The following is a 24,320-nucleotide window of genomic DNA, read 5'->3' on the forward strand; positions in this document are numbered from 1 at the left end:
TTACCTCTCAATAGTGAGGCAATGAACTCGGTGAATGAGCGTTGGTCGGTCATTTTGTAAACTAAGATTGACTATACTTGCAGCATTGAGGTAAAAAACAGCGTTTCATTCGATGTACGGATAAGGCACAATGCCCGGCTGCTGAATATCCCCTCGTTACACTTAGGGGAATTTGAGCATTCCTGGTTAACAAAAGCGGTGCAATATGCAAGTTTTTATCATGCGTCACGGCGACGCAGCACTCGATGCCGCCAGCGACTCGGTACGTCCATTAACCCAGTGTGGTTGTGACGAATCCCGAGTAATGGCGACCTGGCTTAAGAGTCAAGTAGCGGGTATCGAACGTGTTCTGGTGAGCCCTTACCTGCGAGCTGAACAGACCCTGGACGTAGTGCGTGAAGCGCTTAGCCTCCCGGAAAAAGAAGACATTCTGCCGGAATTGACCCCGTGCGGCGATGTCGGCCTGGTGAGCGGCTATCTGCAAGCCCTGGCCAATGAAGGCGTTGAGTCAGCTCTGGTGGTATCACACCTGCCGTTGGTAGGTTACCTGGTATCTGAGCTTTGCCCTCAGGAAAATCCACCGATGTTCAGCACATCGGCCATCGCCAACGTCACGCTGGACCGGGAAACCGGGAAAGGGGTGTTTAACTGGCAGATGAGTCCCTGCAATCTGAAAGTGGCGAAAGCTATCTAAGCTGCCGTAAGCATGAGAAAAAAGCCGCGCAATGCGGCTTTTTTTGTTTGACGGACGGGGATAAGAAGTGTCGGGTGGCGCTGCGCTTACCCGACCTACGGAAATGGGGCCTTATGTGCTGTAGGGCGGATAAACGAACGCGCCAACCACCGAATTGTCGGGTGGAGCCGATCTACGGCAACTCCGGCGGCTGCCACTCTTCGACTTCAATTAACACCAGCAGCGCCGCGTCACCGCCATACTCTTTCGGAGCCTGGTGGAAGGCCATCACGTGCGGATGCTGCGCCAGCCACAGCGGCGTTTGCTGCTTCAAAACGTGTTTGCCGTGTCCGTGCATTACGCAGGCGCAAAACACGTGTTCGCGGCGGCAGGCTGCGATTAACGCCCCCAATTCTTGCTTCGCCTGCAGCTGCGTCAGTCCGTGTAAATCGAGGAACAGCTCGGGGGAATAATCGCCCCGGCGGATCTTTTTTAATTCAAAATGGCTAACGCCGTCACGCACATAGCGCGTTGGGCCTTCGGTCGCAAGCCTTGGCTGGAACTCGTCGGAAAAGTAATGACTGGCGTCAACCTGTTCCTGTAACAGCCGTTTCACAGGGACTTCCCGAAGCTTTTTACGCGCCGGGCGATGGACAATGGTGTCCTGGGTGAGTTTCTTGGTGCCGCTCATCAAATCACGAAAAAGGTTCTGATCATCAACGCTGAGCGGAGGTTTCTTCTTCATCTGGATCTCATCTCGCATCTGCTTTGGCGTCAGTTTACCCGCTTTGCCGCTCAGCACTAAATAAAACGCAAATTTCCACGCCGCCACCGTGATTGAATGCTGATTTGTCGCGGCCTTCATGGCAAACTAATCGATTATTGTATTAGCGCGAACGGCCTGCGGAGGGCAACGTGGATAAAATTTTCGTCGATGAGGCAGTGAATGAACTGCACACCATTCAGGACATGCTGCGCTGGTCGGTCAGCCGCTTTAGCGCCGCCAACATCTGGTATGGTCACGGCACCGATAACCCGTGGGATGAAGCCGTTCAGCTGGTGCTGCCAAGCCTCTATCTGCCGCTGGATATTCCTGAGGATATGCGCACCGCGCGCCTGACCTCCAGCGAACGCCACCGCATCGTTGAGCGCGTGATTCGCCGCGTGAACGAGCGTATTCCTGTCGCTTACCTTACTAATAAAGCCTGGTTCTGCGGCCACGAATTTTATGTGGACGAACGCGTGCTGGTGCCGCGCTCGCCAATCGGCGAGCTGATCACCAATCGCTTTGCCGGGCTTATCGACCATGAGCCGCAGCATATTCTCGATATGTGCACCGGCAGCGGCTGCATCGCCATTGCCTGCGCCTATGAATTCACCAATGCGGAAGTTGACGCGGTTGATATCTCGCTGGACGCCCTTGCGGTTGCCGAGCAGAACATCGCCGAGCACGGCCTGGAAAACCAGGTCACGCCGATTCGTTCCGACCTGTTCCGCGATCTGCCGAAGGTACAGTACGACGTTATCGTCACCAATCCGCCGTATGTTGACGCCGAAGATATGTCCGACCTGCCGGGCGAGTTCCGCTTTGAACCGGAATTAGGCCTGGCGGCAGGCAGCGACGGCCTCAAGCTGGCGCGGCGGATCCTCGCCTGTGCGCCGGATTATCTGGCCGACGGCGGCGTTCTGATTTGTGAAGTCGGGAACAGCATGGTACATCTGATGGAGCAGTATCCGGACGTGCCGTTCACCTGGCTTGAGTTCGACAACGGCGGGGACGGCGTGTTTATGCTGACCAAATCGCAGCTTATCGCAGCTCGCGAACATTTTAGCATCTACAAAGATTGATTCGCGTAACGAGCCTACGGGCTCGTTTTATTTCCCGCGACACAACACAACAACGACAACGGTAAGGAGCCGTGATGGCAGGCAACAGTATTGGACAGGTATTTCGCGTAACGACATTTGGTGAATCCCACGGCGTGGCGCTGGGCTGTATCGTGGACGGCGTGCCGCCCGGCATTCCGTTAACGGAAGCCGACCTGCAGCACGATCTCGACCGCCGCCGCCCGGGCACCTCCCGCTATACCACCCAGCGCCGCGAACCCGACCAGGTGAAAATCCTCTCCGGCGTGTTTGAGGGCGTCACTACGGGTACCAGCATTGGCCTGCTGATTGAAAATACCGATCAGCGCTCCCAGGACTACAGCGCGATTAAAGACGTCTTCCGTCCAGGTCACGCGGATTACACCTACGAACAAAAATACGGCCTGCGCGACTATCGTGGGGGTGGCCGTTCTTCCGCACGTGAAACGGCCATGCGCGTGGCGGCAGGGGCTATCGCTAAAAAGTACCTGGCGCATAAATACGGCATTACCATCCGTGGCTGCCTGACGCAAATGGGCGACGTGCCGCTGGAAATCAAAGATTGGGATCAGGTTGAACAGAACCCGTTCTTCTGCCCGGACCCGGACAAAATAGAAACCCTCGACGAGCTGATGCGCGCGCTGAAAAAAGAAGGCGACTCCATCGGCGCGAAGGTAACAGTGGTTGCCGATAACGTGCCGCCGGGCCTTGGCGAGCCGGTATTCGATCGCCTGGATGCGGATATCGCCCACGCGCTGATGAGCATCAACGCCGTGAAGGGCGTGGAAATCGGCGAAGGCTTCGGCGTGGTCAACCTGCGCGGCAGCCAGAACCGCGACGAAATCACCAAAGACGGCTTCCAGAGCAACCATGCGGGCGGCATTCTTGGCGGTATCAGTAGCGGCCAGCAGATTGTGGCCAATATGGCGCTGAAGCCGACCTCGAGCATTATGGTGCCAGGACGCACGATCAATCGCGAAGGCCAGGAAGTTGAGATGGTCACCCGTGGCCGCCACGATCCGTGCGTGGGGATCCGCGCCGTGCCGATCGCCGAAGCGATGCTTGCCATCGTCCTGATGGATCACATGCTGCGCCAGCGTGCCCAAAACGCCGACGTTAACTGCTCTTTACCGCGCTGGTAATGCGATGAAAAAAGCTCTCTTGGGGCTGCTGGCATTAGCTGCCAGCGCCACAACCTTTGCCGCCACGCCGTGGCAAAAAATTAGTCATCCGGTTGCGGGCAGCCCACAGTCTATCGGCGCGTTTTCTAACGGCTGTATCGTCGGCGCGCAGGCGCTGCCGCTTAACGATGCCCGCTATCAGGTGATGCGCACCGACCAGCGCCGCTACTTCGGCCACCCGGATTTGGTAATGTTCATTCAGCGCCTGAGCAACCAGGTTAACCAACTTGGCCTCGGCACGGTGCTGATTGGCGATATGGGCATGGCGGCGGGCGGGCGCTTTAACTCCGGTCACGCCAGCCACCAGACCGGCCTCGACGTTGATATCTTCCTGCAGCTGCCAAAAAATCACTGGACGCCCGCGCAACTGCTGAAGCCGCAGGCGCTCGATTTAGTCGCCAGCGACAACAGGCACGTGGTGCAAAGCCTGTGGACGCCGGAAGTCAGCAGCCTTATTAAACTGGCGGCGAATGATAACGACGTAACGCGCATCTTCGTGAACCCGGCCATCAAACAGCAGTTGTGTCTGGACGCGGGCAGCGATCGCGACTGGCTACGTAAGGTTCGCCCGTGGTTCCAACACCGTGCGCATATGCACGTTCGTCTGCGTTGCCCGGCTGACAGCCTCGAATGCGAAGATCAGCCACTGCCGCCTCCGGGCGACGGATGCGGGGCCGAGCTGCAAAGCTGGTTTGCGCCTCCGGCACCGGGCAGCACGCCGCCGAAGAAAAAAACGCCACCCCCAATTCCGGCCTCCTGTCAGGCCTTGCTGGATGAACACGCAATCTAACGGATAAGTCATGGAATGGTTTATGGTTTCCCCCCTGATGCTGGTGGCGCTGTTTTTTGTCGCCCTGCTGGCGGGGTTCATTGATGCACTGGCGGGCGGTGGCGGGCTGTTAACCATCCCTGTATTGCTGGCAACCGGCATGTCACCGGCCCAGGCGCTGGCAACCAACAAGCTACAGGCCTGCGGCGGTTCGGTTTCGGCCTCGCTCTATTTTATCCGCCGTAAGGTCGTGAATCTTAAGGATCAGAAGCTCAATATTCTGATGACCTTTATCGGTTCGACCAGCGGCGCGCTGCTGGTGCAGCACGTGCAGTCCGACATTCTGCGGCAGATTCTGCCGGTTCTGGTGATCGGGATTGGCTTGTATTTCCTGCTGATGCCAAAGCTTGGCGAAGAAGATCGTCAGCGTCGCCTGTACGGCCTGCCGTTTGCGCTGATTGCCGGGGGCTGCGTGGGGTTTTACGATGGCTTCTTCGGCCCGGGCGCAGGCTCTTTTTACGCGCTGGCGTTTGTTACGCTGTGCGGTTTTAACCTTGCCAAATCAACCGCACACGCCAAAGTGCTTAACGCCACGTCGAATCTCGGCGGGCTGCTGCTGTTTATCATCGGCGGAAAGGTGATTTGGGGAACCGGCTTTGTGATGATGGCCGGGCAATTTTTGGGCGCGCGGATGGGTTCGCGCCTGGTACTTAGCAAAGGGCAAAAGCTGATCCGACCGATGATCGTTATTGTGTCGGCGGTGATGAGTGCCAAACTATTATTTGATAGCCACGGAACGGAGATCCTCCACTGGTTGGGGGTTGCATGAACATGACTACACAACATCACTATCAGGAGCTGATCGATATTTTCGACGGCTGCTTTAAGGACGATTTTAATACCCGTCTGATTAAAGGCGACGACGAACCGATCTATCTTCCAGCAGACGAAGAGCTGCCGTATAACCGCATCGTCTTCGCACACGGCTTCTACGCCAGCGGCATCCACGAGATTTCCCACTGGTGCATTGCCGGGGCTGAGCGCCGCAAGCTGGTTGATTTTGGCTACTGGTACTGCCCGGACGGGCGCGACGCGCAGACGCAAAGCCAGTTTGAAGATGTGGAAGTTAAGCCGCAGGCGCTGGACTGGCTGTTTTGCGTAGCGGCCAACTTCCCGTTTAACGTCAGCTGCGACAACCTGAGCGGTGACTTCGACCCGGACAGAATCGCGTTTCAACGACGCGTGCATGCCCAGGTGATGATTTATCTGGAGCAGGGCATCCCGGAACGTCCGGCGCGACTTATTGCCGCGCTGCGCAAACATTACAAAACGCCGCCGCTAACAGCCGAGCTGTTTCCGTGGCCGGAAGATTTAAACTAATTACCTGCAAATGAGGAAGTAAGCACGATGATCGCTGAATTTGAAACACGCATTCTGGCGTTAATTGATGGGATGGTTGAAACCGCCGGGGATGATGAGCTGTTTGCCAGCGGTTATCTGCGCGGTCACCTCACTCTCGCCGTCGCCGAGCTTGAGCACGGCGATGACCATTCTGCCGAGGCGCTGCACGCGGCGGTTTCTGAAAGCCTGGCAAAAGCGATTCAGGCGGGCGAGCTTTCCCCGCGCGACCAGTCACTGGTGCTGGGGATGTGGGATAATTTATATCAGCAGGCCGAATTTAAGTAATTGATAATCTTGGTGGATGGCGCCTGCGCTTATCCACCCTACAAACCCCCAAACAACAACAATGATCCTTGTAGGTCGGGTAAGCGAAGCGCCACCCGACAATTCATCCGACAATTAACCCGACGGTTCACCCAACAAACTACTTAACCTCTCTTCCTCGCAATAACTTCCGCACCCAATACCGATTCGGGCTTAACGCCGCAAGCGTTGTGCTATCCAGCGGGATCGGCTCGTCGCTCATTTGCGCGGCCAGAATTTCCGCCGCCAGCGGGGCGGTACACAGACCCCTTGAACCTAACCCGGCTAGCATAAACAGATTGCTATAGAGCGGTGCTGGCGCGGCGTTTTCCTTGTCGTCGGCAAGCTTCGCGTAGCTTTCCAGCGTGCGATCGTAGTCCGGTACGCTGCCGATAATCGGTAGGTGGTCGCGGGTGGCGCAGCGTATGCCGCAGCGCGCTTCGCCTGCCGACACGTCCACCTCAAGCGGCCAGCTTTCGTTCGGCAAACAGTTAATCAGGCGCTGGCGGTTGTGCTGCTGATCTTCATCGTTGTAGCGCATTTCCGTCACGCCGCGATGGTAGCTTGCCCCGATGCAGTGCTGGTGATTATTCGGATTTTGCGGCGTCAGATAGCCGTCGTAGCACAGCACCTGGCGGAGTTTTTCAAGCGAAGGCGTACCAGGGATATGGCTAACCTGCCCGCCGACGGCGGAAATCGGCATTTTTTCCGTTTGCCGGAAGGCGTTAATCTGATGCCCGTTTGCCAGCACCACAACCGCATGCTGCTGGGGCGGTTGCTGCGCGAAGCTTAGCTTCCAGCCGCTGTCTGATTCAGTAAGCTCCGTCACCCGGTGGCCGTAGCGCGCCTTTAATCCCTGCCGCTGCGCCAGCTCAAGCGCGCCGGCCGTCAGCTGTGCCGGGCAAAGCCAGCCGCCCTGCGGATAGGTGACGCCGCCGCAGCCCGTTTGAACGCCGCATTCGGCGCCGATGGTTTTCTCGTCCACCGCATGGGCCAGCGCTGTGGGCATCTCGAGGCTCAGCAGTTGTTCGATTTTGTGCTGGCTTCGCTCATCCCAGGCGAGCTGGGTTACGCCGCACCACTCATGGTCGAACTCAACGGGCAGCGAGTCGTAAAGGCGGCGCGCGAAGGTGAACGCCGCGCTGAAGAAGTTCGTCAGCGCGGCATCGTGGGTGCCGAGAAGTGGATACAACGCGCCCTGGCGATTGCCGGATGCCCCTTGCGCAGGCGCGTCATCTTCGCAGTAAAGCGTGACCTGCCAGCCACGGCGCAGAAGCGCGAGGGAGAGCAGGGCGCTGGCAACGCCGCCGCCAACGATAGCGACGTCTTTACCCTGCGCCGCAGGGCGCGCGTACCACGGCGTCTGTAGCTGCGGCTGAACATCCTGCTCCATTATCCCGGTCAGCATCGTGCGCTTGCGCCCGAAGCCTTTGGCTTTCGTCATGGTGAAACCGGCATCAATAAGCCCGCGGCGCACAAATCCAGCGCAGGTAAAGGTCGCCAGCGTGCCGCCGGGCCGCGCCAGCTTCGCCATGGCGTTGAACAGCTGCGGCGTCCACATATCGGGGTTTTTCGACGGCGCAAAGCCGTCCAGGAACCACGCATCTACCTGACTCGTTAAAGTGTCATCAAGCTGTGGTATCAGTTCGTTAATATCGCCAAACCACAGGTCCAGCGTGATACGCCCCTGCGCGAGAAGAAGCCTGTGGCAGCCCGCGATGGGCATAGGCCATTGCTGCTGAAGCTCGGTGGCGTATTTCGCAAGTTCCGGCCAGTGCGCATGGGTCTGGGCCAAATCGACGGCGGTAAGGGGGAATTTTTCAAAACTAATAAAGTGCAGGCGCTGAAGCGTAGCGTCAGGCTGTTTTTGACAGAATTCGTCAAAAGCCTGCCACAAAGTCAAAAAGTTAAGACCGGTGCCGAAACCACTTTCGGCTACCACAAAGAGCGGGCGCTCGTGGGTGACGAAGCGCTCATTCAGACGATTTCCCCCCAGAAACACATAACGAGTTTCTTCCAGTCCATTATCATTAGAGAAGTACACATCGTCGAATTCTCGGGATACAGGTGTACCATCTTCGTTGAAGCCAAGGTTGGCGGATTGTATAGGGGACTGTTTCACGTAAGTTACTCGTCTGGAAGGCGGTGGAAGGATCATAACGATGTGTGCGAAGCGGCGCAAATTTCACGCCGATTTGGCTGATCGGACTTGTTCGGCGTACAAGTGTACGCTATTGTGCCAGTCGAAATCCTAATAGTGCAGTGGAAGAGGTATTGAATGAAACGTGCAGTGATTACTGGCCTGGGCATTGTTTCCAGCATCGGTAACAACCAGCAGGAAGTCCTGGCATCTCTGCGTGAAGGACACTCTGGGATCACCTTCTCTGAAGAATTTAAAGATTGTGGTATGCGTAGCCACGTGTGGGGTAACGTTAAACTTGACACCACCGGCCTGATTGACCGTAAAGTGGTCCGTTTCATGAACGATGCCTCTATCTATGCTTATCTTTCCATGCAGCAGGCTATTGAAGATGCTGGCTTGAAAGAAGAAGTGTATCAAAGCAACCCGCGTGTTGGGCTAATCGCCGGTTCCGGTGGTTCTTCGAAATATCAGGTATTCGGTGCGGATGCCATGCGTAGCCCGCGTGGCCTGAAAGCCGTCGGCCCTTACGTTGTGACCAAAGCGATGGCTTCTGCGGTTTCCGCATGCCTCGCAACGCCATTCAAAATTCACGGCGTGAACTACTCCATCAGCTCTGCTTGTGCAACGTCTTCACATTGCATCGGTAACGCGGTTGAGCAGATTCAGCTGGGCAAACAGGACATCGTTTTTGCCGGCGGCGGCGAAGAGCTGTGCTGGGAAATGGCCTGTGAGTTCGATGCGATGGGCGCGCTGTCCACCAAATATAACGAAGATCCAAGCAAAGCTTCCCGTACTTACGATGCAAACCGTGACGGTTTCGTTATCGCAGGCGGCGGCGGTATGGTTGTGGTTGAAGAGCTGGAGCATGCTCTGGCGCGTGGCGCACATATCTACGCTGAAATCGTTGGCTACGGCGCAACGTCCGACGGTGCAGACATGGTTGCTCCATCAGGCGAAGGCGCGGTGCGCTGCATGAAGATGGCGATGCACGGCGTTGATACACCAATCGACTACCTGAACACCCACGGTACCTCCACGCCGGTTGGCGATGTGAAGGAGCTGGGCGCGATTCGTGAAGTCTTCGGCGATAACTCTCCGGCAATGTCCGCTACCAAAGCGATGACCGGCCACTCCCTGGGTGCCGCAGGCGTTCAGGAAGCTATCTACTCTCTGCTGATGCTGGAACACGGCTTTATCGCTCCAAGCATCAACATCGACGAGATGGACGAGCAGGCGAAAGGTCTGAACATCGTGACCGAACCAACCGAGCGCAAGCTGAAGACCGTGATGTCCAACAGCTTCGGCTTCGGCGGCACCAACGCCACGCTGGTAATGCGTAAACTTGACGCATAATTCAGTTTGAGCTGTAAAACGGGGTGCCTTTGGGCGCCCCTTTTTTTTGGCTTTACACAGATTGACGAAGCGGCCTTTTGTAGGCACTATGCCCGCCATAACATTATCTTATTGATAATGCGTAAGCGTTCAACGTCAACCAACGCACCTTTAATCTGACCTATCAGATAGAGAGGCGCGGTGTCTCCCCGCCTTACTCTGCTGTTAATGGAGTAAGCAGTATGTCTGCAATACCTGATTCCCAACTCAAAAAGCCAAAGTCGGCTAACCGCCAGCTTTTCAAAATTACCTTCGCCGTTTTTCTGACTTATATGACGGTCGGACTGCCGCTGCCCGTGATCCCGCTGTTCGTTCATCAGCAGCTTGGCTACGGCAACATGATGGTGGGGATAGCGGTGGGGATTCAATTCCTCGCGACGGTCCTGACCCGTGGTTACGCCGGGCGATTAGCCGACCAGCAGGGTGCAAAACGTTCCACCATGCAGGGCATGTTTGCCTGTGCGCTGGCCGGTATTGCCTATCTTCTGGCGGCGCTGCTGCCGGTTGACGCCGCCGTGAAGTTTGGGCTGCTGATTGTCGGGCGGCTTATCCTTGGCTTCGGTGAAAGCCAGCTGCTGACCGGAACGCTGACGTGGGGAATGGGGCTGGTTGGCCCGGCTCGATCTGGCAAAGTGATGTCGTGGAACGGCATGGCAATTTATGGCGCGCTGGCGGCGGGTGCGCCACTTGGGCTGCTGATCAACAGCCAGTGGGGGTTTGTGGCGCTCGGCGTCACCACCGTCGCGCTGCCGCTCATCGCCTGGCTTTTCAACGGCCGCGTGAAGCCAGTACCGGCCCACAAAGGCGAGCGCCCGTCGCTCTTCGCCGTGGTCGGGCTCATCTGGAAGCCGGGCCTTGGGCTTGCGCTGCAGGGCGTGGGCTTTGCCGTCATCGGCACCTTCGTTTCGCTCTACTTTGCCTCCAGGGGCTGGGCGTGGGCGGGCTTTACGCTCACCGCGTTCGGCGGCGCTTTCGTGCTGATGCGCGTGCTGTTTGGCTGGATGCCGGATCGCTTTGGCGGCGTGCGCGTGGCGCTGGTTTCGCTGGTGATTGAGACAGTCGGCCTGCTGCTGCTATGGCAGGCACCGCTGGCCTGGGTCGCGCTGCTAGGCGCTGCCTTGACCGGCTGCGGCTGCTCGCTGATCTTCCCGGCGCTGGGCGTCGAAGTGGTGAAGCGCGTGCCTCCCCAGGTTCGCGGTACGGCACTCGGCGGCTATGCGGCGTTTCAGGATATCTCTTACGGTATTACCGGGCCGCTCGCGGGGGTAATCGCTACATCGTTCGGCTATCCGTCGGTGTTTATGGCCGGCGCCATTTCCGCGGTTGTAGGAATTGTCGTGACGCTAATGGCTTTCAGGAAATAGCTTTCGGTTGAAGAATTTGCGGCGGGTAGCGCTTCGCTTACCCGCCCTACAAACTCATTCGTCCAGGTTTGATAAGCGTCAGCGCCATCAAACGTTTGCGGCTAGATGACTATCCAGAACAAAATCATCACCACAATCAGCGCCAGTAAGGCCAGGCCAGGGCGTGCCGTAATCGTCTTAAACGGCTCGATGAACGGCGCGATAAACGGGTTATAGATGGGCTGGATGTTCTGCGCTTCAAGCGTCGCCGCGTGGTGGCGTTCCGCCCGCTTCAAAAATACCTGATTTAAAATATCCTGCACCTGCGCGGTGGTCAGCAGCGCCTGCGGCGTGGCCTGGAAACGCTGCTGGGCGTAGTCGGTAATTTCTTTCCACTCTGCTGGCTCAAGCGGCTGCTTTAACGCGGCCTGAACGCTGTGCAGGGTAGGGGCGCTTTGCTGGCTTAGCGTTTGGCGCGCCTGCAGCCAGGTGGTCAGCAGCGCGAAATGTTTGGCCGGGATTAGCTCGCCCGACTTCACGCCGGACAGCTCCAGCATCGACTGCCAGATAAGCTTGCTGGATTCCCCCGTTGCCGCCGTCAGTTTCGCAACCTGCTGATTCAGCGCGCTGTGCTCTGCGGGCAGAAGCGGGCGATCGGTTGCCGGGCGCTGCTGGGGCTGCGGGATCGTCAGCTGGTTATTTTGCAGCAGCGTGAGCACGCTTTTTAGCTGCTCCGGCGTGAGCTGGCTAAGCGCGCTCTGGCCGAACTGCTGGCGAATGTAGTCGCTCACGGCCTGGCGATTGTTGCCCTGCGGCAGCAGATCGCTTAGCTGCTGGACGATCTGGCGGGTGGCATGGGTGGTTTGCACGTTTGCCAGGCGCTGATTGAGGTTTTGTTCGGCAGCCGGAAAGTGGCGCGACAGCAGCGGCGAATCGCTTTTCATGCCGAGGTCGTGTTTCAGCCCGGCCCACACTTCGGCGCTCTGGAGCTGGCTCAGGGCGACAATACGCGTGATCAGGCGTTCCAGTACGGTACGCTGCTGGGAAGAGAGCGGCTGCTCGCCTGTCGCATTTTGCGGGGAGGGAGGTTCCCCCGGAGGACGCGGCGCCGCGCCCTGAATGGGTTGCATCGTTATGAATCCTTAAGGTCGCCTGAAGAACGGCAAAACATTACAAGGTTGTTCGTTATGCCCGGACGCCAGATTATGGCACACTATCGGGCTTATTCTCGACGATTAACAGACAGGTAGCGTAACGTGAAAATCCTCGTTGATGAAAATATGCCCTATGCCCGCGAATTGTTCAGCCGCCTGGGCGAAGTCACCGCCGTTCCCGGCCGTCCGATCCCCGTTTCCGAGCTTGCCGATGCGCAGGCGCTGATGGTGCGTTCGGTCACCAAAGTGAATGCCGATCTGCTTGACGGCAAAGGCATTAAATTCGTCGGCACCGCAACCGCCGGTACCGACCACGTTGACGAAGCTTACCTTAATAGCGTGGGCATCGCGTTTTCCGCAGCGCCCGGCTGTAACGCCATTGCCGTAGTGGAATACGTTTTCTCCTCGCTGCTGATGCTGGCGGAGCGCGACGGCTTTACGCTGACGGACCGCACCGTGGGCATCGTCGGTGTCGGCAACGTGGGTTCCCGTTTGCAGGCGCGCCTGGAAGCTTTTGGCGTCCGCACGCTGCTGTGCGATCCGCCGCGTGCAGATCGCGGTGACGAAGGTCATTTCCAGCCGCTTGAAGCGTTAGTGCGTGAAGCTGACGTGTTGACCTTCCACACCCCGCTGTTCAAAGACGGCCCTTATAAATCCCTGCATCTGGCGGATGAAGCCCTGCTCGCCGCCCTCAAGCCAGGCGCAATTCTGATTAACGCCTGTCGTGGCCCGGTAGTGGATAACGCCGCGCTGCTGAAATGTCTGCAAAACGGGCAGGAGCTTAGCGTGGTGCTCGACGTGTGGGAACCGGAGCCGGATCTTAACGTCGAACTGCTCAAGCTTGTTGATATCGGCACGCCGCATATCGCGGGCTATACGCTGGAAGGTAAGGCGCGTGGCACTACGCAGGTCTTCGAAGCATTTAGCGAATTTATCGGTCAACGCCAGCAGGTGGCTCTCGACACGCTGCTGCCTGCGCCAGAATTTGGCCGCATCACGCTGCACGGCCCGCTCGATCAGGCCACGCTCAAAAGACTCGTTCATCTGGTGTATGATGTGCGCCGCGATGACGCGCCGCTGCGTAAAGTGGCCGGTCAGCCGGGTGAGTTCGACAAACTGCGTAAAAATTACCAGGAACGTCGCGAATGGTCATCGCTTTATATTCAGTGCGATGATGAACATGCGGCGATCGCCCTGCAAAATCTGGGCTTCAGCGCGGTTTATCACGCCGCTCGCTAACCCTAATCTTCTGTCCCGTCGGTAATTCGTCCGGTGGGATGCTGCTATTTAAGTCTGGAGTAAACCAACATGTCCGAAGGCTGGAATATTGCCGTTTTAGGTGCCACGGGTGCCGTCGGCGCGGCTGTTCTTGAACTGCTCGCCGAGCGCCAGTTCCCCGTTGGTGAATTGTATGCCCTTGCCCGTAAGGAAAGTGCCGGGGAAAACCTGCGTTATGAAGGCAAAACCGTGATGGTGCAGGATGCCGAAGCCTTTGACTGGACGCAGGTGCAGCTGGCCTTCTTCGTTGCGGGTGCCGAAGCTTCCGCACGCTACGCCGACGAAGCCGCCAACGCCGGCTGCCTGGTCATCGACTCAAGCGGCCTGTTCGCCCTTGAGCCTGACGTGCCGCTGGTGGTGCCTGACGTAAACCCATTTGTACTGGGCGATTATCGCAACCGCAACGTCGTAGCCGTAGCGGACAGCCTGACCAGCCAGCTGCTGACGGCGCTGAAACCGCTGATCGAGCAGGGCGGCCTGGCACGCATTCAGGTTACCAACCTGCTGGCCGCTTCCGCGCGCGGTAAGGTTGCCGTTGACGCGCTGGCCGGGCAGAGCGCCCGTCTGCTGAACGGCATGCCTATCGAAGAGAAAGATCTGTTCGGTCGCCAGCTGGCGTTCAACATGCTGCCGCTGGTGCCGGATGCCGAAGGCAGCGTCCGCGCCGAGCGTCGTCTGGTAAATGAAGTGCGCAAAGTGTTGCAGGACGAAGCCCTGCCGATTTCCGCAAGCTACGTTCAGGCGCCCATCTTCTACGGTCACGCGCAGATGGTTAACTTTGAAGCCATGCGCCCGCTGGCGGCAGAAGAGGCGCGTGATGCGTTTGGTCAGGTCGAAGATCTCGAACTGTCGGAAGAAGGCGAGTTCCCGACCCAGGTTTCCGACGCGTCCGGCAGCGCGCATCTTTCCATCGGCTGCGTGCAGAACGATTACGGCATGCCGGAGCAGATTCAGTTCTGGTCGGTTGCGGATAACGTTCGTTTCGGCGGCGCGCTGATGGCGGTGAAAACCGCAGAGAAATTAGTGCAGGAGTATATGTACTAATGTCCGACGAGCTGTCAGAAAACCCTCTTCACAAGATTGCGCTCGGCATTGAGTACGACGGCAGTAAATATTACGGCTGGCAGCGCCAGAACGAAGTGCGTAGCGTGCAGGAGAAGCTTGAAAAAGCGCTCTCAAAGGTCGCAAACGAACCGATTAACGTGTTTTGTGCGGGGCGTACCGACGCGGGCGTTCACGCCACCGGGCAGGTTGTGCATTTCGAAACGCGTATGCAGCGCAAAGACGCGGCGTGGACGCTGGGCGTAAATGCGAATTTGCCTGGTGACATCGCGGTGCGTTGGGTTAAAGCTGTGCCGGACGATTTCCACGCCCGCTTCAGCGCAACGGCGCGCCGCTACCGTTATATAATTTATAACCAGCGCCTGCGCCCGGCGGTGATGGGGCAGGGGGTGACGCACTTTTATCATCCTCTGGATGCGGATCGTATGCATCGCGCGGCGCAGTGTCTGTTGGGCGAGAACGACTTCACCTCGTTCCGTGCGGTGCAGTGCCAGTCGCGTACGCCGTGGCGCAACCTGATGCACATCAACGTGACCCGCTACGGTTCGTATGTGGTGGTGGACATAAAAGCAAACGCCTTTGTTCACCATATGGTGCGCAATATCGTCGGCAGCCTGATGGAAATCGGCTGCGGCAACCAGCCGGAAGACTGGATGGCGCAACTGCTGGCGGCAAAAGACCGTAAGCTTGCGGCGGCGACGGGTAAAGCGGAAGGCTTATATCTGGTGTCCGTTGATTATCCCGAACATTTTGCGTTACCTAACCCCCCAATGGGTCCACTGTTTTTAGCGGACTGACGACAGTCGAGAAAGGTAAATCACTATGGATTTTATCCGCTTTATTATTGATTTTATTCTGCATATTGATGTGCACCTGGCGGAGCTTGTCGCGCAGTATGGCATGTGGGTTTACGCCATCCTGTTCTTAATTCTGTTTTGCGAAACGGGGCTGGTGGTTACGCCTTTCCTGCCGGGTGATTCGCTGCTGTTCGTGGCGGGGGCGCTTGCCGCATTGCCGACCAACGATCTGAACGTTCACACCATGGTGATTTTAATGGTGATTGCCGCCATCGTCGGCGACGCCGTGAACTACACTATCGGGCGGCTTTTTGGCGAAAAGCTCTTTAGCAACCCGGACTCGAAGATCTTCCGCCGCAGCTATCTCGACAAAACGCATGCTTTTTACGAGCGTCACGGCGGAAAAACGATTATCCTCGCGCGCTTCGTTCCGATTGTGCGAACTTTCGCACCGTTTGTCGCGGGCATGGGGCACATGTCCTATCGCCACTTTGCGATGTATAACGTGGTCGGGGCGTTACTGTGGGTGCTGTTATTCACCTACGCCGGTTACCTGTTCGGCAACGTGCCGTTTGTGCAGGAAAACCTGAAGCTGCTAATTGTGGCAATTATCGTGCTGTCGGTTCTGCCGGGCATCATCGAAATTATTCGCCACAAACGCGCCGCGGCGCGGCTGCAAAAATAACTCCATCGCGCGGTTCGACCACTTTTTTGTCCAAAGTCGCGGGCCGTTATGTTTTAATGAGCACCATTTATGGTCTGGGGCAGGTCACACTGCCGCAGAAAAACTGGCATCGACCAGGTTCAAGCAGAAAGGTCATCAATGAGCTGGATTGAACGAATTCTCAATAAGAGCAATATCACCCCCACCCGTAAGGCGAGCATCCCTGAAGGGGTGTGGACCAAGTGCGACAGCTGCGGCCAGGTCCTGTACCGTGCCGAGCTGGAACGCAATCTTGAGGTCTGCCCGAAGTGTGATCACCATATGCGCATGGCGGCGCGCGAGCGTCTGCACAGTCTGTTAGATGAAGACTCTATGGTGGAACTGGGTAGTGAGCTTGAGCCGAAAGACGTGCTGAAGTTCAAAGATTCCAAAAAGTACAAAGATCGTCTGGCTTCCGCTCAGAAAGAAACCGGCGAGAAAGACGCTCTGGTCGTCATGAAAGGTACGCTGCACGGTATGCCGGTTGTCGCTGCCGCCTTTGAATTTGCCTTTATGGGCGGTTCAATGGGCTCCGTTGTTGGCGCGCGCTTCGTTCGTGCCGTTGAGCAGGCGCTGGAAGATAACTGCCCGATGATCTGCTTCTCCGCCTCCGGCGGTGCGCGTATGCAGGAAGCGCTGATGTCGCTGATGCAGATGGCGAAAACCAGTGCTGCACTGGCGAAAATGCAGGAACGTGGTTTGCCTTATATCTCCGTGCTGACCGACCCAACCATGGGCGGCGTGTCTGCAAGCTTTGCGATGCTGGGCGACCTGAACATCGCCGAGCCGAAAGCGCTGATCGGCTTTGCCGGTCCTCGCGTTATCGAGCAGACCGTGCGTGAAAAGCTGCCGCCGGGCTTCCAGCGCAGCGAATTCCTGATCGAAAAAGGCGCGATCGATATGATCGTCCGCCGTCCGGAGCTGCGTCTGAAGCTCGCCCGCGTGCTGGCGAAGTTCATGAACCTGCCAGCCCCGAGCGCGGAAGCACCGCGCGAGCCGGTAGTGGTTCCGCCAACTCCGGAACAGGGTCAAGAGGCCTGATAGTCAACAAAGGCAGGGCCGCTCGCGGAACTGCCTTTTTTCTTGAACCGTATTGAACCGTGGATAGAACGGGCATCATGGAAAAACTTCACGCACCTCTTGCCACGTCGCCCCTGGCCACGTGGCTTTATTATCTGGAAAACCTCCATTCTAAAACTATCGAACTCGGTCTCGATCGCGTCAAAAAAGTCGCCGCCACGCTCGATGTGTTAAAACCTGCCCCAACGGTCTTCACCGTCGCCGGAACCAATGGCAAAGGCACGACCTGCCGCACCTTAGAAATGGTGTTAATGGCCGCAGGCTTTAGCGTCGGCGTTTACAGTTCCCCGCATCTGGTGCGCTACACCGAACGTGTGCGCATTCAGAACGAAGAGCTGGATGAGGCTTATCACACCGCGGCGTTTGCGCAGATAGAAGCCGCGCGCGGAGAAACCTCTCTGACCTATTTCGAATACAGCACGCTTTCCGCGCTGCTGCTGTTTAAGCAGCTCAATGTGGACGTGGTGATTCTGGAGGTCGGCCTCGGCGGTCGTCTGGACGCGACAAATATCGTGGATGCCGACGTTGCCGTGGTGACCAGCATCGCGCTGGACCATACCGACTGGCTGGGGCCGGATCGTGAAAGCATTGGCCGCGAAAAGGCGGGCGTGTTCCGCGGCGGTAAACCTGCCGTTGTTGGCGAGCCGGATATGCCGCAGACCATTGCGGACGTGGCGGCCGAGAAGGGCGCGCAACTGCTGCGCCGTGGCGTTGACTGGTCGTATAGCGTCGAGCCATCCGGCTGGAGTTTTAAAGACGCGAAGGGCGCGCTTGCGGGGCTGCCGCTGCCGCTTGTCCCGCAGCCTAACGCAGCAACGGCACTGGCCGCGCTGCGCGCAAGCGAGCTGGACGTGAGCGAAACCGCTATCCGCGAAGGCATCAAAAACGCCACTTTACCGGGCCGGTTCCAGATTATTTCTGAGGCACCGCGCGTCATTCTCGACGTGGCGCATAATCCACATGCAGCGGCCTATCTTGCGGGCAGGCTTGCAGATTTGCCAAAACGGGGCCGCGTGCTGGCGGTTATCGGCATGCTGCACGATAAAGATATTGCGGGCACGCTGGCCTGTTTGGCAGCCCAGGTTGATAGCTGGTATTGTGCTCCACTGGAAGGGCCGCGCGGGGCCACGGCTGAACAGCTGGTGGAACACCTTGGGTCTGGAGAAATCTACGACAGCGTGGCTCAGGCCTGGCATGCAGCGATGGCTGCCGCCACGGCGAATGACACCGTGCTGGTGTGTGGTTCATTCCACACGGTAGCCCACGTAATGGAAGCGCTGGACGCGGGGAGAACAGGTGGCGAGTAAGTTTCAAAACCGATTAGTCGGGACCATTATCCTGGTCGCGCTGGGCGTTATCGTGCTGCCCGGCCTGCTTGACGGCCAGAAGAAACATTATCAGGACGAATTTGCGGCGATTCCTTTGGTGCCAAAACCGGGGGACACCGACGAGCCTGACATGCTTCCTGCGGCAACGCAGGCCTTGCCTTCACAGCCTCCTGAAGGGGCGGCGGCGGAAGTGCAGGCTGGAAACGCTTTTGCGCCAGGCATAGATTCAGCGGCGCTGCCGGGCGAAAACGGCGCGGATATCGACGAGGTGCCTATCACCCGCGAAAAACCGCAGCAGCCGAAGCCCGTTGCCGAAAAGCCAAAGCCTAAGCCGGTCGAAAAACCGCAGAGCAAGCCGCAGGTGGACCAAACCCAGGAACGCCTGGCGATGAGCAACGAACAGCCGGTGCAGGTTGAGAAGCCCGTGAAGCAGGCAGAAGCCGAAACCGCACCGACGGGCAAAGCCTATGTCGTCCAGCTCGGCGCGCTTAAAAATGCCGACAAAGTGAATGAAATTGTTGGTAAACTTCGCGGCGCTGGCTTCCGTGTTTATACCTCTCCGTCGACGCCGGTACAGGGTAAAATTACCCGTATTCTGGTCGGGCCGGACGCTTCGAAAGACAAGTTGAAGTCCTCGCTTAGCGAGCTGAACTCGATTTCCGGGCTGAACGGCGTGGTGATGAATTACACGGTGCGCTAAAGCTTGCGCGTTGAGGGTTTTGTAGGGCGGATAAGCGAAGTGCCATCCGCCATCAGGTGATAATCAGATGGATGGCACGGTCGCTTATCCTCCCTGTAACTCACAGCAAAAGCCGGTAAAAACAGGCAACTTTTTAATGGCGTTGAGCATTTTTTCAACGCCATTATTTATTTACGCGGGGGAAGGAAATCCCTACGCAAACGTTTTCTTTTTCTGTTAGAATGCGCCCCGAACTGGACGTCAGGGTGCTTTGACGCGAGATTTGGTCATGGTCTGGATAGATTACGCCATTATTGCTGTTATCGGCTTTTCGGCGCTGATTAGTGTGATTCGCGGCTTTGTTCGCGAAGCTTTATCGCTGGTGACCTGGGGATGCGCTTTCTTTGTCGCCAGTCATTACTACACTTACCTGTCAGTTTGGTTCACAGGCTTTGAAGACGAACTGGTACGTAATGGAATTGCTATCGCGATACTGTTTATCGCAACGCTCATCGTCGGCGCGATCGTCAATTATGTGATTAGCGCGCTGGTGGAGAAAACCGGCCTGTCGGGTACAGACAGGGTGTTGGGGATCTGTTTCGGAGCACTACGCGGTGCGCTGATAGTCGCCGCCATTCTGTTCTTTCTCGATACGTTCACCGGTTTTTCGAAGAGCGACGACTGGCAAAAGTCGCAGCTTATTCCGCAATTCAGTTTCATCATCAGATGGTTCTTTGACTATCTGCAAAGCTCGTCAAGTTTCTTACCCCGGCCATAGGGCGGGGGGTCGTGGCTTAATGAGGAAAAGACAACATGTGCGGTATTGTCGGTATCGCCGGTTTTATGCCGGTCAACCAGTCGATTTATGACGCGTTAACGGTGCTCCAGCACCGTGGGCAGGATGCCGCAGGCATCGTCACCATTGATGCTTTAAATTGCTTCCGCCTTCGCAAAGCAAATGGCCTGGTGAGTGATGTATTTGAAGCCCGTCACATGCAACGTATGCAGGGGAATATGGGTATCGGCCACGTCCGTTACCCGACCGCTGGCAGCTCGAGCGCTTCAGAAGCGCAGCCTTTCTACGTTAACTCCCCTTACGGTATTACTCTGGCGCACAACGGTAATTTGACCAACGCCCACGAACTGCGCAAAAAGCTGTTCGAAGAGAAACGCCGTCACATTAACACCACCTCTGATTCAGAAATCCTGCTCAATATCTTTGCCAGCGAGCTGGATAACTTCCGCAACTATCCGCTGGAAGCAGACAACATTTTTGCCGCCATCGCCGCCACCAACCGCCAGATTCGCGGGGCGTATGCCTGCGTGGCGATGATTATCGGTCACGGCATGGTCGCCTTCCGCGATCCAAACGGCATTCGCCCGCTGGTGATGGGCAAACGCGAGCTGGGCGACGGGCGCACCGAATATATGGTTGCCTCCGAAAGCGTGGCGCTGGATACCCTGGGCTTTGAGTTCCTGCGCGATATCGCGCCGGGCGAAGCGGTGTATATCACAGAAATTGGGCAGCTATTCACCCGCCAGTGCGCCGACAACCCGGTCAGCAATCCTTGCCTGTTCGAGTACGTCTACTTTGCGCGCCCGGATTCCTTCATCGACAAAATCTCCGTTTACAGCGCGCGCGTTGAAATGGGTAAAAAGCTCGGTGAGAAGATTGCCCGCGAGTGGGAAGACCTGGATATCGACGTGGTGATCCCGATTCCGGAAACCTCCTGCGACATCGCCCTGGAAATTGCCCGTATTCTGGACAAGCCGTACCGCCAGGGCTTTGTGAAGAACCGCTACGTTGGCCGCACGTTTATCATGCCGGGTCAACAGCTGCGCCGTAAGTCCGTGCGCCGCAAGCTCAACGCCAACCGTGCTGAATTCCGCGACAAGAACGTGCTGCTGGTGGACGATTCCATCGTGCGCGGCACCACGTCAGAGCAGATTATCGAGATGGCGCGTGAAGCAGGCGCGAAGAAGGTTTACCTGGCTTCCGCCGCACCGGAAATCCGCTTCCCGAACGTTTACGGTATCGATATGCCAAGCGCCAACGAGCTGATCGCTCACGGGCGTGAGGTTGACGAAATCCGCCAGATCATCGGCGCGGACGGGCTGATTTTCCAGGATCTGGACGATCTGATCGAAGCGGTGCGCGTTGAGAACCCGGACATCACCCAGTTCGAATGCTCGGTGTTCAACGGCGTGTACGTGACCAAAGACGTTGACCACGAATATCTCGAATACCTCGAGTCGCTGCGCAATGACGATTCCAAAGCGCTGCTGCGTCAGAACGAAGTGGAAAACTTAGAGATGCATAACGAAGGTTAAGCATATTTCATAGCGGCGGATGGCGCTTCGCTTATCCGCCCTATCCATTCCTGCCAATACGCCTTCCGGTTGCATCCCGCCCCGTCTTGCGGCAAAGTCAGCCCAAATGAATTCTACGGGCGTAAAAACATGAAACGGTTAATTGTTGGGATTTCAGGTGCCAGCGGCGCAATTTACGGCGTGCGCATGCTTCAGGTGCTGCAACAGGTGCCGGAAGTGGAAACCCATCTCATCATGAGCAACGCCGCGCGCCAGACGCTCGCCTTAGAAACCGACTTCTCCCTGCGCGACGTTCAGGCCCTTGCGGATGTGGTTCATGACGCCCGCGATATCGCCGCCAGCATCTCCTCAGGCTCTTTTAAGACCCACGGCATGGTTGTATTGCCATGTTCTATTAAAACGCTCTCAGGCATTGTTCACAGTTATACAGACGGGCTGCTGACGCGTGCCGCCGACGTGGTGCTAAAAGAGCGCCGCCCGCTGGTGCTTTGCGTGCGTGAAACGCCGCTGCATTTGGGCCACCTGCGCCTGATGACCCAGGCCGCCGAGCTTGGCGCGGTGATTATGCCGCCGGTGCCAGCCTTCTATCACCGCCCTGAAAGTCTCGATGACCTTATTAACCAGACCGTAAACCGCGTGCTGGATCAGTTTGCTATCGACCTGCCGCAGGATTTATTTACGCGCTGGCAGGGAGCATAAAAGCCGCGCCAACGCGGTGCATCACAAAACCGCCTGCATCAATTTGGGGCGATTTTGTAACCCCGATCGCTTTTAGAAGATTTAGTCCGCATTTTGCTCTGGAAACGCTTTGCCCCTTCGCCAGACCTGCTATCTTTCAACCAGACGACAGAGTTGCAACGTTTTATTAACATAAAACGACGCGCATTCTTTTACGCCGGGATATTTGGCATGAGAACTGCAACTCACCGTCTGCACCACCAAACACAACGCGACGTGACACATAATAAGAGTCAACTTGAGGGTTATGTATGAAGAAGCAGGTTCTCGCTCTGTCTTTGCTGCTCGGCCTTTCCAGCACCGTCTATGCAGCACTCCCGCAGACTGTTCGTATTGGTACGGATGCCACCTATGCACCGTTCTCTTCTAAAGATGCGAAAGGGGATTTTGTCGGTTTTGATATCGATCTCGGTAACGAGCTTTGCAAACGCATCAACACCAAGTGTACGTGGGTTGGCAGCGACTTCGACTCGCTGATCCCTTCTCTGAAAGCGAAGAAAATCGACGCGATCATCTCTTCACTGTCCATCACCGAAAAACGCCAGCAGGAGATTGCCTTCTCCGACAAACTCTATGCGGCAGATTCACGCCTGATCGCCAGCAAAGGTTCGCCAATTAAGCCAACGCTGGATTCCCTGAAGGGCAAACACGTTGGCGTACTGCAAGGCTCGACTCAGGAAGCCTATGCCAACGCCGAATGGCGTCCTAAGGGAATTGATGTCGTGGCCTACGCCAACCAGGATCTGATTTACTCTGACCTGTCTGCAGGCCGCCTGGACGCTGCCTTCCAGGATGAAGTTGCCGCCAGCGAAGGCTTCCTCAAGCAGCCAGCCGGTAAAGACTTTGCTTTCGCAGGCCCGTCCGTGAAAGACAAAAAGTACTTTGGCGACGGTACCGGTATCGGCCTGCGTAAAGACGATACCGAGCTGAAGGCGGCCTTCGATAAAGCGCTCGCCGAAATGCGTATAGACGGTACTTACGATAAGTTTGCCAAAAAGTACTTCGACTTTAATGTTTACGGTGAATAAGTTTATCCCGTAGTCTGTTGCGCGGTTATGAATATATTCTTAACCGCGCTGGATAAAAATGCAGTTGTGCAGCCCCGTTCCGGCTGCACATCCGTGGTGCAGATTAATAGCGATGCATCATTATGGCGCAGGCCATGCACCACCGTGAGTCATTGGTTTTTCTGATATATCGGACGAACACCGTTGTAAGCAACGTTAAAAATGGCACGAAACCTGCACTTTTATCCCTATCAATAAGCCGATAAAAACGGCATTGGCGCTAAAAAGACAGTCTATTGAGGATAATTATGAAAAAGTTGGTTTTGTCCCTTTCCCTTGTGCTGGCAGTCTCCAGCGTTTCCACAGCATTCGCGGCCATTCCGAAAAACTTACGCATTGGCACCGACCCAACCTATGCTCCCTTTGAATCAAAAAATGCGCAGGGTGAACTGGTAGGTTTTGACATCGATTTAGCCAAAGAGCTGTGCAAACGCCTTGAAACGAACTGCACCTTCGTTGAGAACCCGCTCGACGCGCTGATTCCTTCACTGAAAGCGAAGAAAATCGACGCCATCATGTCCTCGCTTTCCATCACCGAAAAACGCCAGCAGGAAATCGCCTTTACCGACAAGCTGTACGCTGCGGATTCCCGCCTGGTTGTAGCCAAAGGCTCGCCAATTCAACCCACGCTTGAATCGCTGAAAGGCAAGCGCGTGGGCGTGCTGCAGGGCACCACCCAGGAAACCTACGGTAACGTTCACTGGGCGCCGAAGGGCATCGAAATTGTCTCCTATCAGGGACAGGATTCTATCTACGCCGACCTGACGGCAGGCCGTATCGACGCGGCGTTCCAGGACGAAGTCGCCGCCAGCGAAGGCTTCCTGAAGCAGCCCATCGGCAAAGACTACCAGTTTGGCGGCCCGTCGATTAAAGACGACAAGCTGTTCGGCGTAGGCACCGGCATGGGCCTGCGCAAAGACGATACCGAACTGCGCGAGGCGCTAAACAAAGCCTTTGCTGAAATGCGCAAAGACGGTACCTACGAGAAGCTCGCGAAGAAGTATTTCGATTTTGACGTGTACGGCGGTTAAC

Annotated in this window: 24 protein-coding genes; 21 read left to right on the forward strand and 3 right to left on the reverse strand. The window is 56.8% G+C overall.

The window, feature by feature from the left end; translation table 11 throughout:
• Positions 1-205 precede the first annotated feature (205 nt).
• The gene (gene sixA, locus ACSPHG_RS07005; RefSeq protein ID WP_435952773.1) at positions 206-694 is read left to right on the forward strand and encodes a phosphohistidine phosphatase SixA; all 489 of its coding nucleotides are present in this window, start codon (positions 206-208) and stop codon (positions 692-694) included.
• A 172-nt stretch (positions 695-866) separates the two neighbouring features.
• Here the strand turns inward: sixA and smrB are convergent, their stop codons facing one another.
• The gene (smrB, locus tag ACSPHG_RS07010) at positions 867-1,418 is read right to left on the reverse strand and encodes an endonuclease SmrB (RefSeq protein ID WP_435955963.1); all 552 of its coding nucleotides are present in this window, start codon (positions 1,416-1,418) and stop codon (positions 867-869) included.
• A gap of 170 nt (positions 1,419-1,588) precedes the next feature.
• Here smrB and prmB point away from each other — a divergent pair, with 170 nt between their 5' ends.
• The 6 genes from prmB to ACSPHG_RS07040 all read left to right on the forward strand — a co-directional run bounded on the left by prmB (position 1,589) and on the right by ACSPHG_RS07040 (position 6,175).
• Positions 1,589-2,521: a 50S ribosomal protein L3 N(5)-glutamine methyltransferase gene (gene prmB, locus ACSPHG_RS07015; RefSeq protein ID WP_435952774.1), complete on the forward strand. Its 933-nt coding sequence runs from the start codon at positions 1,589-1,591 to the stop codon at positions 2,519-2,521.
• A gap of 74 nt (positions 2,522-2,595) precedes the next feature.
• Positions 2,596-3,681 carry a chorismate synthase gene (gene aroC / locus ACSPHG_RS07020; protein ID WP_435952775.1) on the forward strand — a complete coding sequence of 362 codons (1,086 nt, stop codon included), beginning with the start codon at positions 2,596-2,598 and terminating at the stop codon, positions 3,679-3,681.
• Between the two features lie 4 nt (positions 3,682-3,685).
• A complete protein-coding gene (gene mepA / locus ACSPHG_RS07025) occupies positions 3,686-4,510 on the forward strand; it encodes a penicillin-insensitive murein endopeptidase (protein WP_435952776.1) in 825 nt (274 codons plus the stop codon).
• Positions 4,511-4,520: 10 nt separating this feature from the next.
• Positions 4,521-5,318, forward strand: coding sequence for a sulfite exporter TauE/SafE family protein (locus ACSPHG_RS07030; protein WP_435952777.1), 798 nt, complete (start codon positions 4,521-4,523; stop codon positions 5,316-5,318).
• 2 nt (positions 5,319-5,320) lie between these two features.
• Positions 5,321-5,869, forward strand: coding sequence for an elongation factor P hydroxylase (locus ACSPHG_RS07035; protein ID WP_435952778.1), 549 nt, complete (start codon positions 5,321-5,323; stop codon positions 5,867-5,869).
• 27 nt (positions 5,870-5,896) lie between these two features.
• Positions 5,897-6,175: a YfcL family protein gene (locus ACSPHG_RS07040; RefSeq protein WP_435952779.1), complete on the forward strand. Its 279-nt coding sequence runs from the start codon at positions 5,897-5,899 to the stop codon at positions 6,173-6,175.
• A 139-nt stretch (positions 6,176-6,314) separates the two neighbouring features.
• On the opposite strand, the gene mnmC is transcribed toward ACSPHG_RS07040, so the two are convergent.
• Positions 6,315-8,315, reverse strand: a complete 2,001-nt coding sequence (mnmC, locus tag ACSPHG_RS07045; protein ID WP_435952780.1) for a bifunctional tRNA (5-methylaminomethyl-2-thiouridine)(34)-methyltransferase MnmC2/FAD-dependent 5-carboxymethylaminomethyl-2-thiouridine(34) oxidoreductase MnmC1 — start codon at positions 8,313-8,315, stop codon at positions 6,315-6,317.
• Positions 8,316-8,471: 156 nt separating this feature from the next.
• Between mnmC and fabB the strand changes: the two genes are divergently transcribed.
• Positions 8,472-9,689 carry a beta-ketoacyl-ACP synthase I gene (fabB, locus tag ACSPHG_RS07050; protein ID WP_435952781.1) on the forward strand — a complete coding sequence of 406 codons (1,218 nt, stop codon included), beginning with the start codon at positions 8,472-8,474 and terminating at the stop codon, positions 9,687-9,689.
• Between the two features lie 221 nt (positions 9,690-9,910).
• Positions 9,911-11,092: an MFS transporter gene (locus ACSPHG_RS07055; protein WP_435952782.1), complete on the forward strand. Its 1,182-nt coding sequence runs from the start codon at positions 9,911-9,913 to the stop codon at positions 11,090-11,092.
• A 101-nt stretch (positions 11,093-11,193) separates the two neighbouring features.
• Here ACSPHG_RS07055 and flk read toward each other — a convergent pair whose 3' ends face one another.
• Positions 11,194-12,201 (reverse strand): flagella biosynthesis regulator Flk, encoded by a 1,008-nt coding sequence (flk, locus tag ACSPHG_RS07060; RefSeq protein WP_435952783.1) that lies wholly within the window; start codon positions 12,199-12,201, stop codon positions 11,194-11,196.
• Positions 12,202-12,327: 126 nt separating this feature from the next.
• On the opposite strand from flk, the gene pdxB reads away from it, so the two are divergent.
• The 12 genes from pdxB to hisJ all read left to right on the forward strand — a co-directional run bounded on the left by pdxB (position 12,328) and on the right by hisJ (position 24,319).
• Positions 12,328-13,464, forward strand: coding sequence for a 4-phosphoerythronate dehydrogenase PdxB (gene pdxB / locus ACSPHG_RS07065; protein WP_435952784.1), 1,137 nt, complete (start codon positions 12,328-12,330; stop codon positions 13,462-13,464).
• Positions 13,465-13,533: 69 nt separating this feature from the next.
• On the forward strand, positions 13,534-14,547 hold the full coding sequence (locus ACSPHG_RS07070) for an aspartate-semialdehyde dehydrogenase (protein WP_435952785.1): 1,014 nt from the start codon (positions 13,534-13,536) through the stop codon (positions 14,545-14,547).
• Complete coding sequence (gene truA / locus ACSPHG_RS07075; RefSeq protein WP_435952786.1) at positions 14,547-15,362, forward strand: tRNA pseudouridine(38-40) synthase TruA; 816 nt, start codon at positions 14,547-14,549, stop codon at positions 15,360-15,362. The genes ACSPHG_RS07070 and truA overlap by 1 nt, the downstream gene beginning before the upstream one ends.
• A gap of 25 nt (positions 15,363-15,387) precedes the next feature.
• A complete protein-coding gene (locus ACSPHG_RS07080) occupies positions 15,388-16,047 on the forward strand; it encodes a DedA family protein (protein ID WP_435952787.1) in 660 nt (219 codons plus the stop codon).
• Between the two features lie 138 nt (positions 16,048-16,185).
• Positions 16,186-17,106 carry an acetyl-CoA carboxylase, carboxyltransferase subunit beta gene (accD, locus tag ACSPHG_RS07085; protein ID WP_435952788.1) on the forward strand — a complete coding sequence of 307 codons (921 nt, stop codon included), beginning with the start codon at positions 16,186-16,188 and terminating at the stop codon, positions 17,104-17,106.
• Positions 17,107-17,183: 77 nt separating this feature from the next.
• Complete coding sequence (gene folC, locus ACSPHG_RS07090; protein WP_435952789.1) at positions 17,184-18,452, forward strand: bifunctional tetrahydrofolate synthase/dihydrofolate synthase; 1,269 nt, start codon at positions 17,184-17,186, stop codon at positions 18,450-18,452.
• Positions 18,442-19,173, forward strand: a complete 732-nt coding sequence (gene dedD / locus ACSPHG_RS07095) for a cell division protein DedD (protein ID WP_435952790.1) — start codon at positions 18,442-18,444, stop codon at positions 19,171-19,173. Before folC ends, dedD begins: the two co-directional genes overlap by 11 nt.
• A 268-nt stretch (positions 19,174-19,441) precedes the next feature.
• Positions 19,442-19,930, forward strand: a complete 489-nt coding sequence (cvpA, locus tag ACSPHG_RS07100) for a colicin V production protein (RefSeq protein WP_034458856.1) — start codon at positions 19,442-19,444, stop codon at positions 19,928-19,930.
• Between the two features lie 35 nt (positions 19,931-19,965).
• Entirely contained in the window at positions 19,966-21,483 is a 1,518-nt protein-coding gene (gene purF, locus ACSPHG_RS07105) for an amidophosphoribosyltransferase (protein WP_435952791.1), read from the forward strand.
• Positions 21,484-21,612: 129 nt separating this feature from the next.
• Positions 21,613-22,182 carry a UbiX family flavin prenyltransferase gene (locus ACSPHG_RS07110; RefSeq protein ID WP_435952792.1) on the forward strand — a complete coding sequence of 190 codons (570 nt, stop codon included), beginning with the start codon at positions 21,613-21,615 and terminating at the stop codon, positions 22,180-22,182.
• Positions 22,183-22,472: 290 nt separating this feature from the next.
• Entirely contained in the window at positions 22,473-23,249 is a 777-nt protein-coding gene (gene argT, locus ACSPHG_RS07115) for a lysine/arginine/ornithine ABC transporter substrate-binding protein ArgT (protein WP_435952793.1), read from the forward strand.
• Positions 23,250-23,536: 287 nt separating this feature from the next.
• Complete coding sequence (gene hisJ / locus ACSPHG_RS07120) at positions 23,537-24,319, forward strand: histidine ABC transporter substrate-binding protein HisJ (protein ID WP_435952794.1); 783 nt, start codon at positions 23,537-23,539, stop codon at positions 24,317-24,319.
• The last annotated feature ends 1 nt before the right edge of the window (position 24,320 follow it).

Origin of the sequence: Dryocola baronae, from assembly GCF_051297175.1 — a bacterium.
In the GTDB taxonomy this organism is placed as follows: Bacteria; Pseudomonadota; Gammaproteobacteria; order Enterobacterales; family Enterobacteriaceae; genus Dryocola.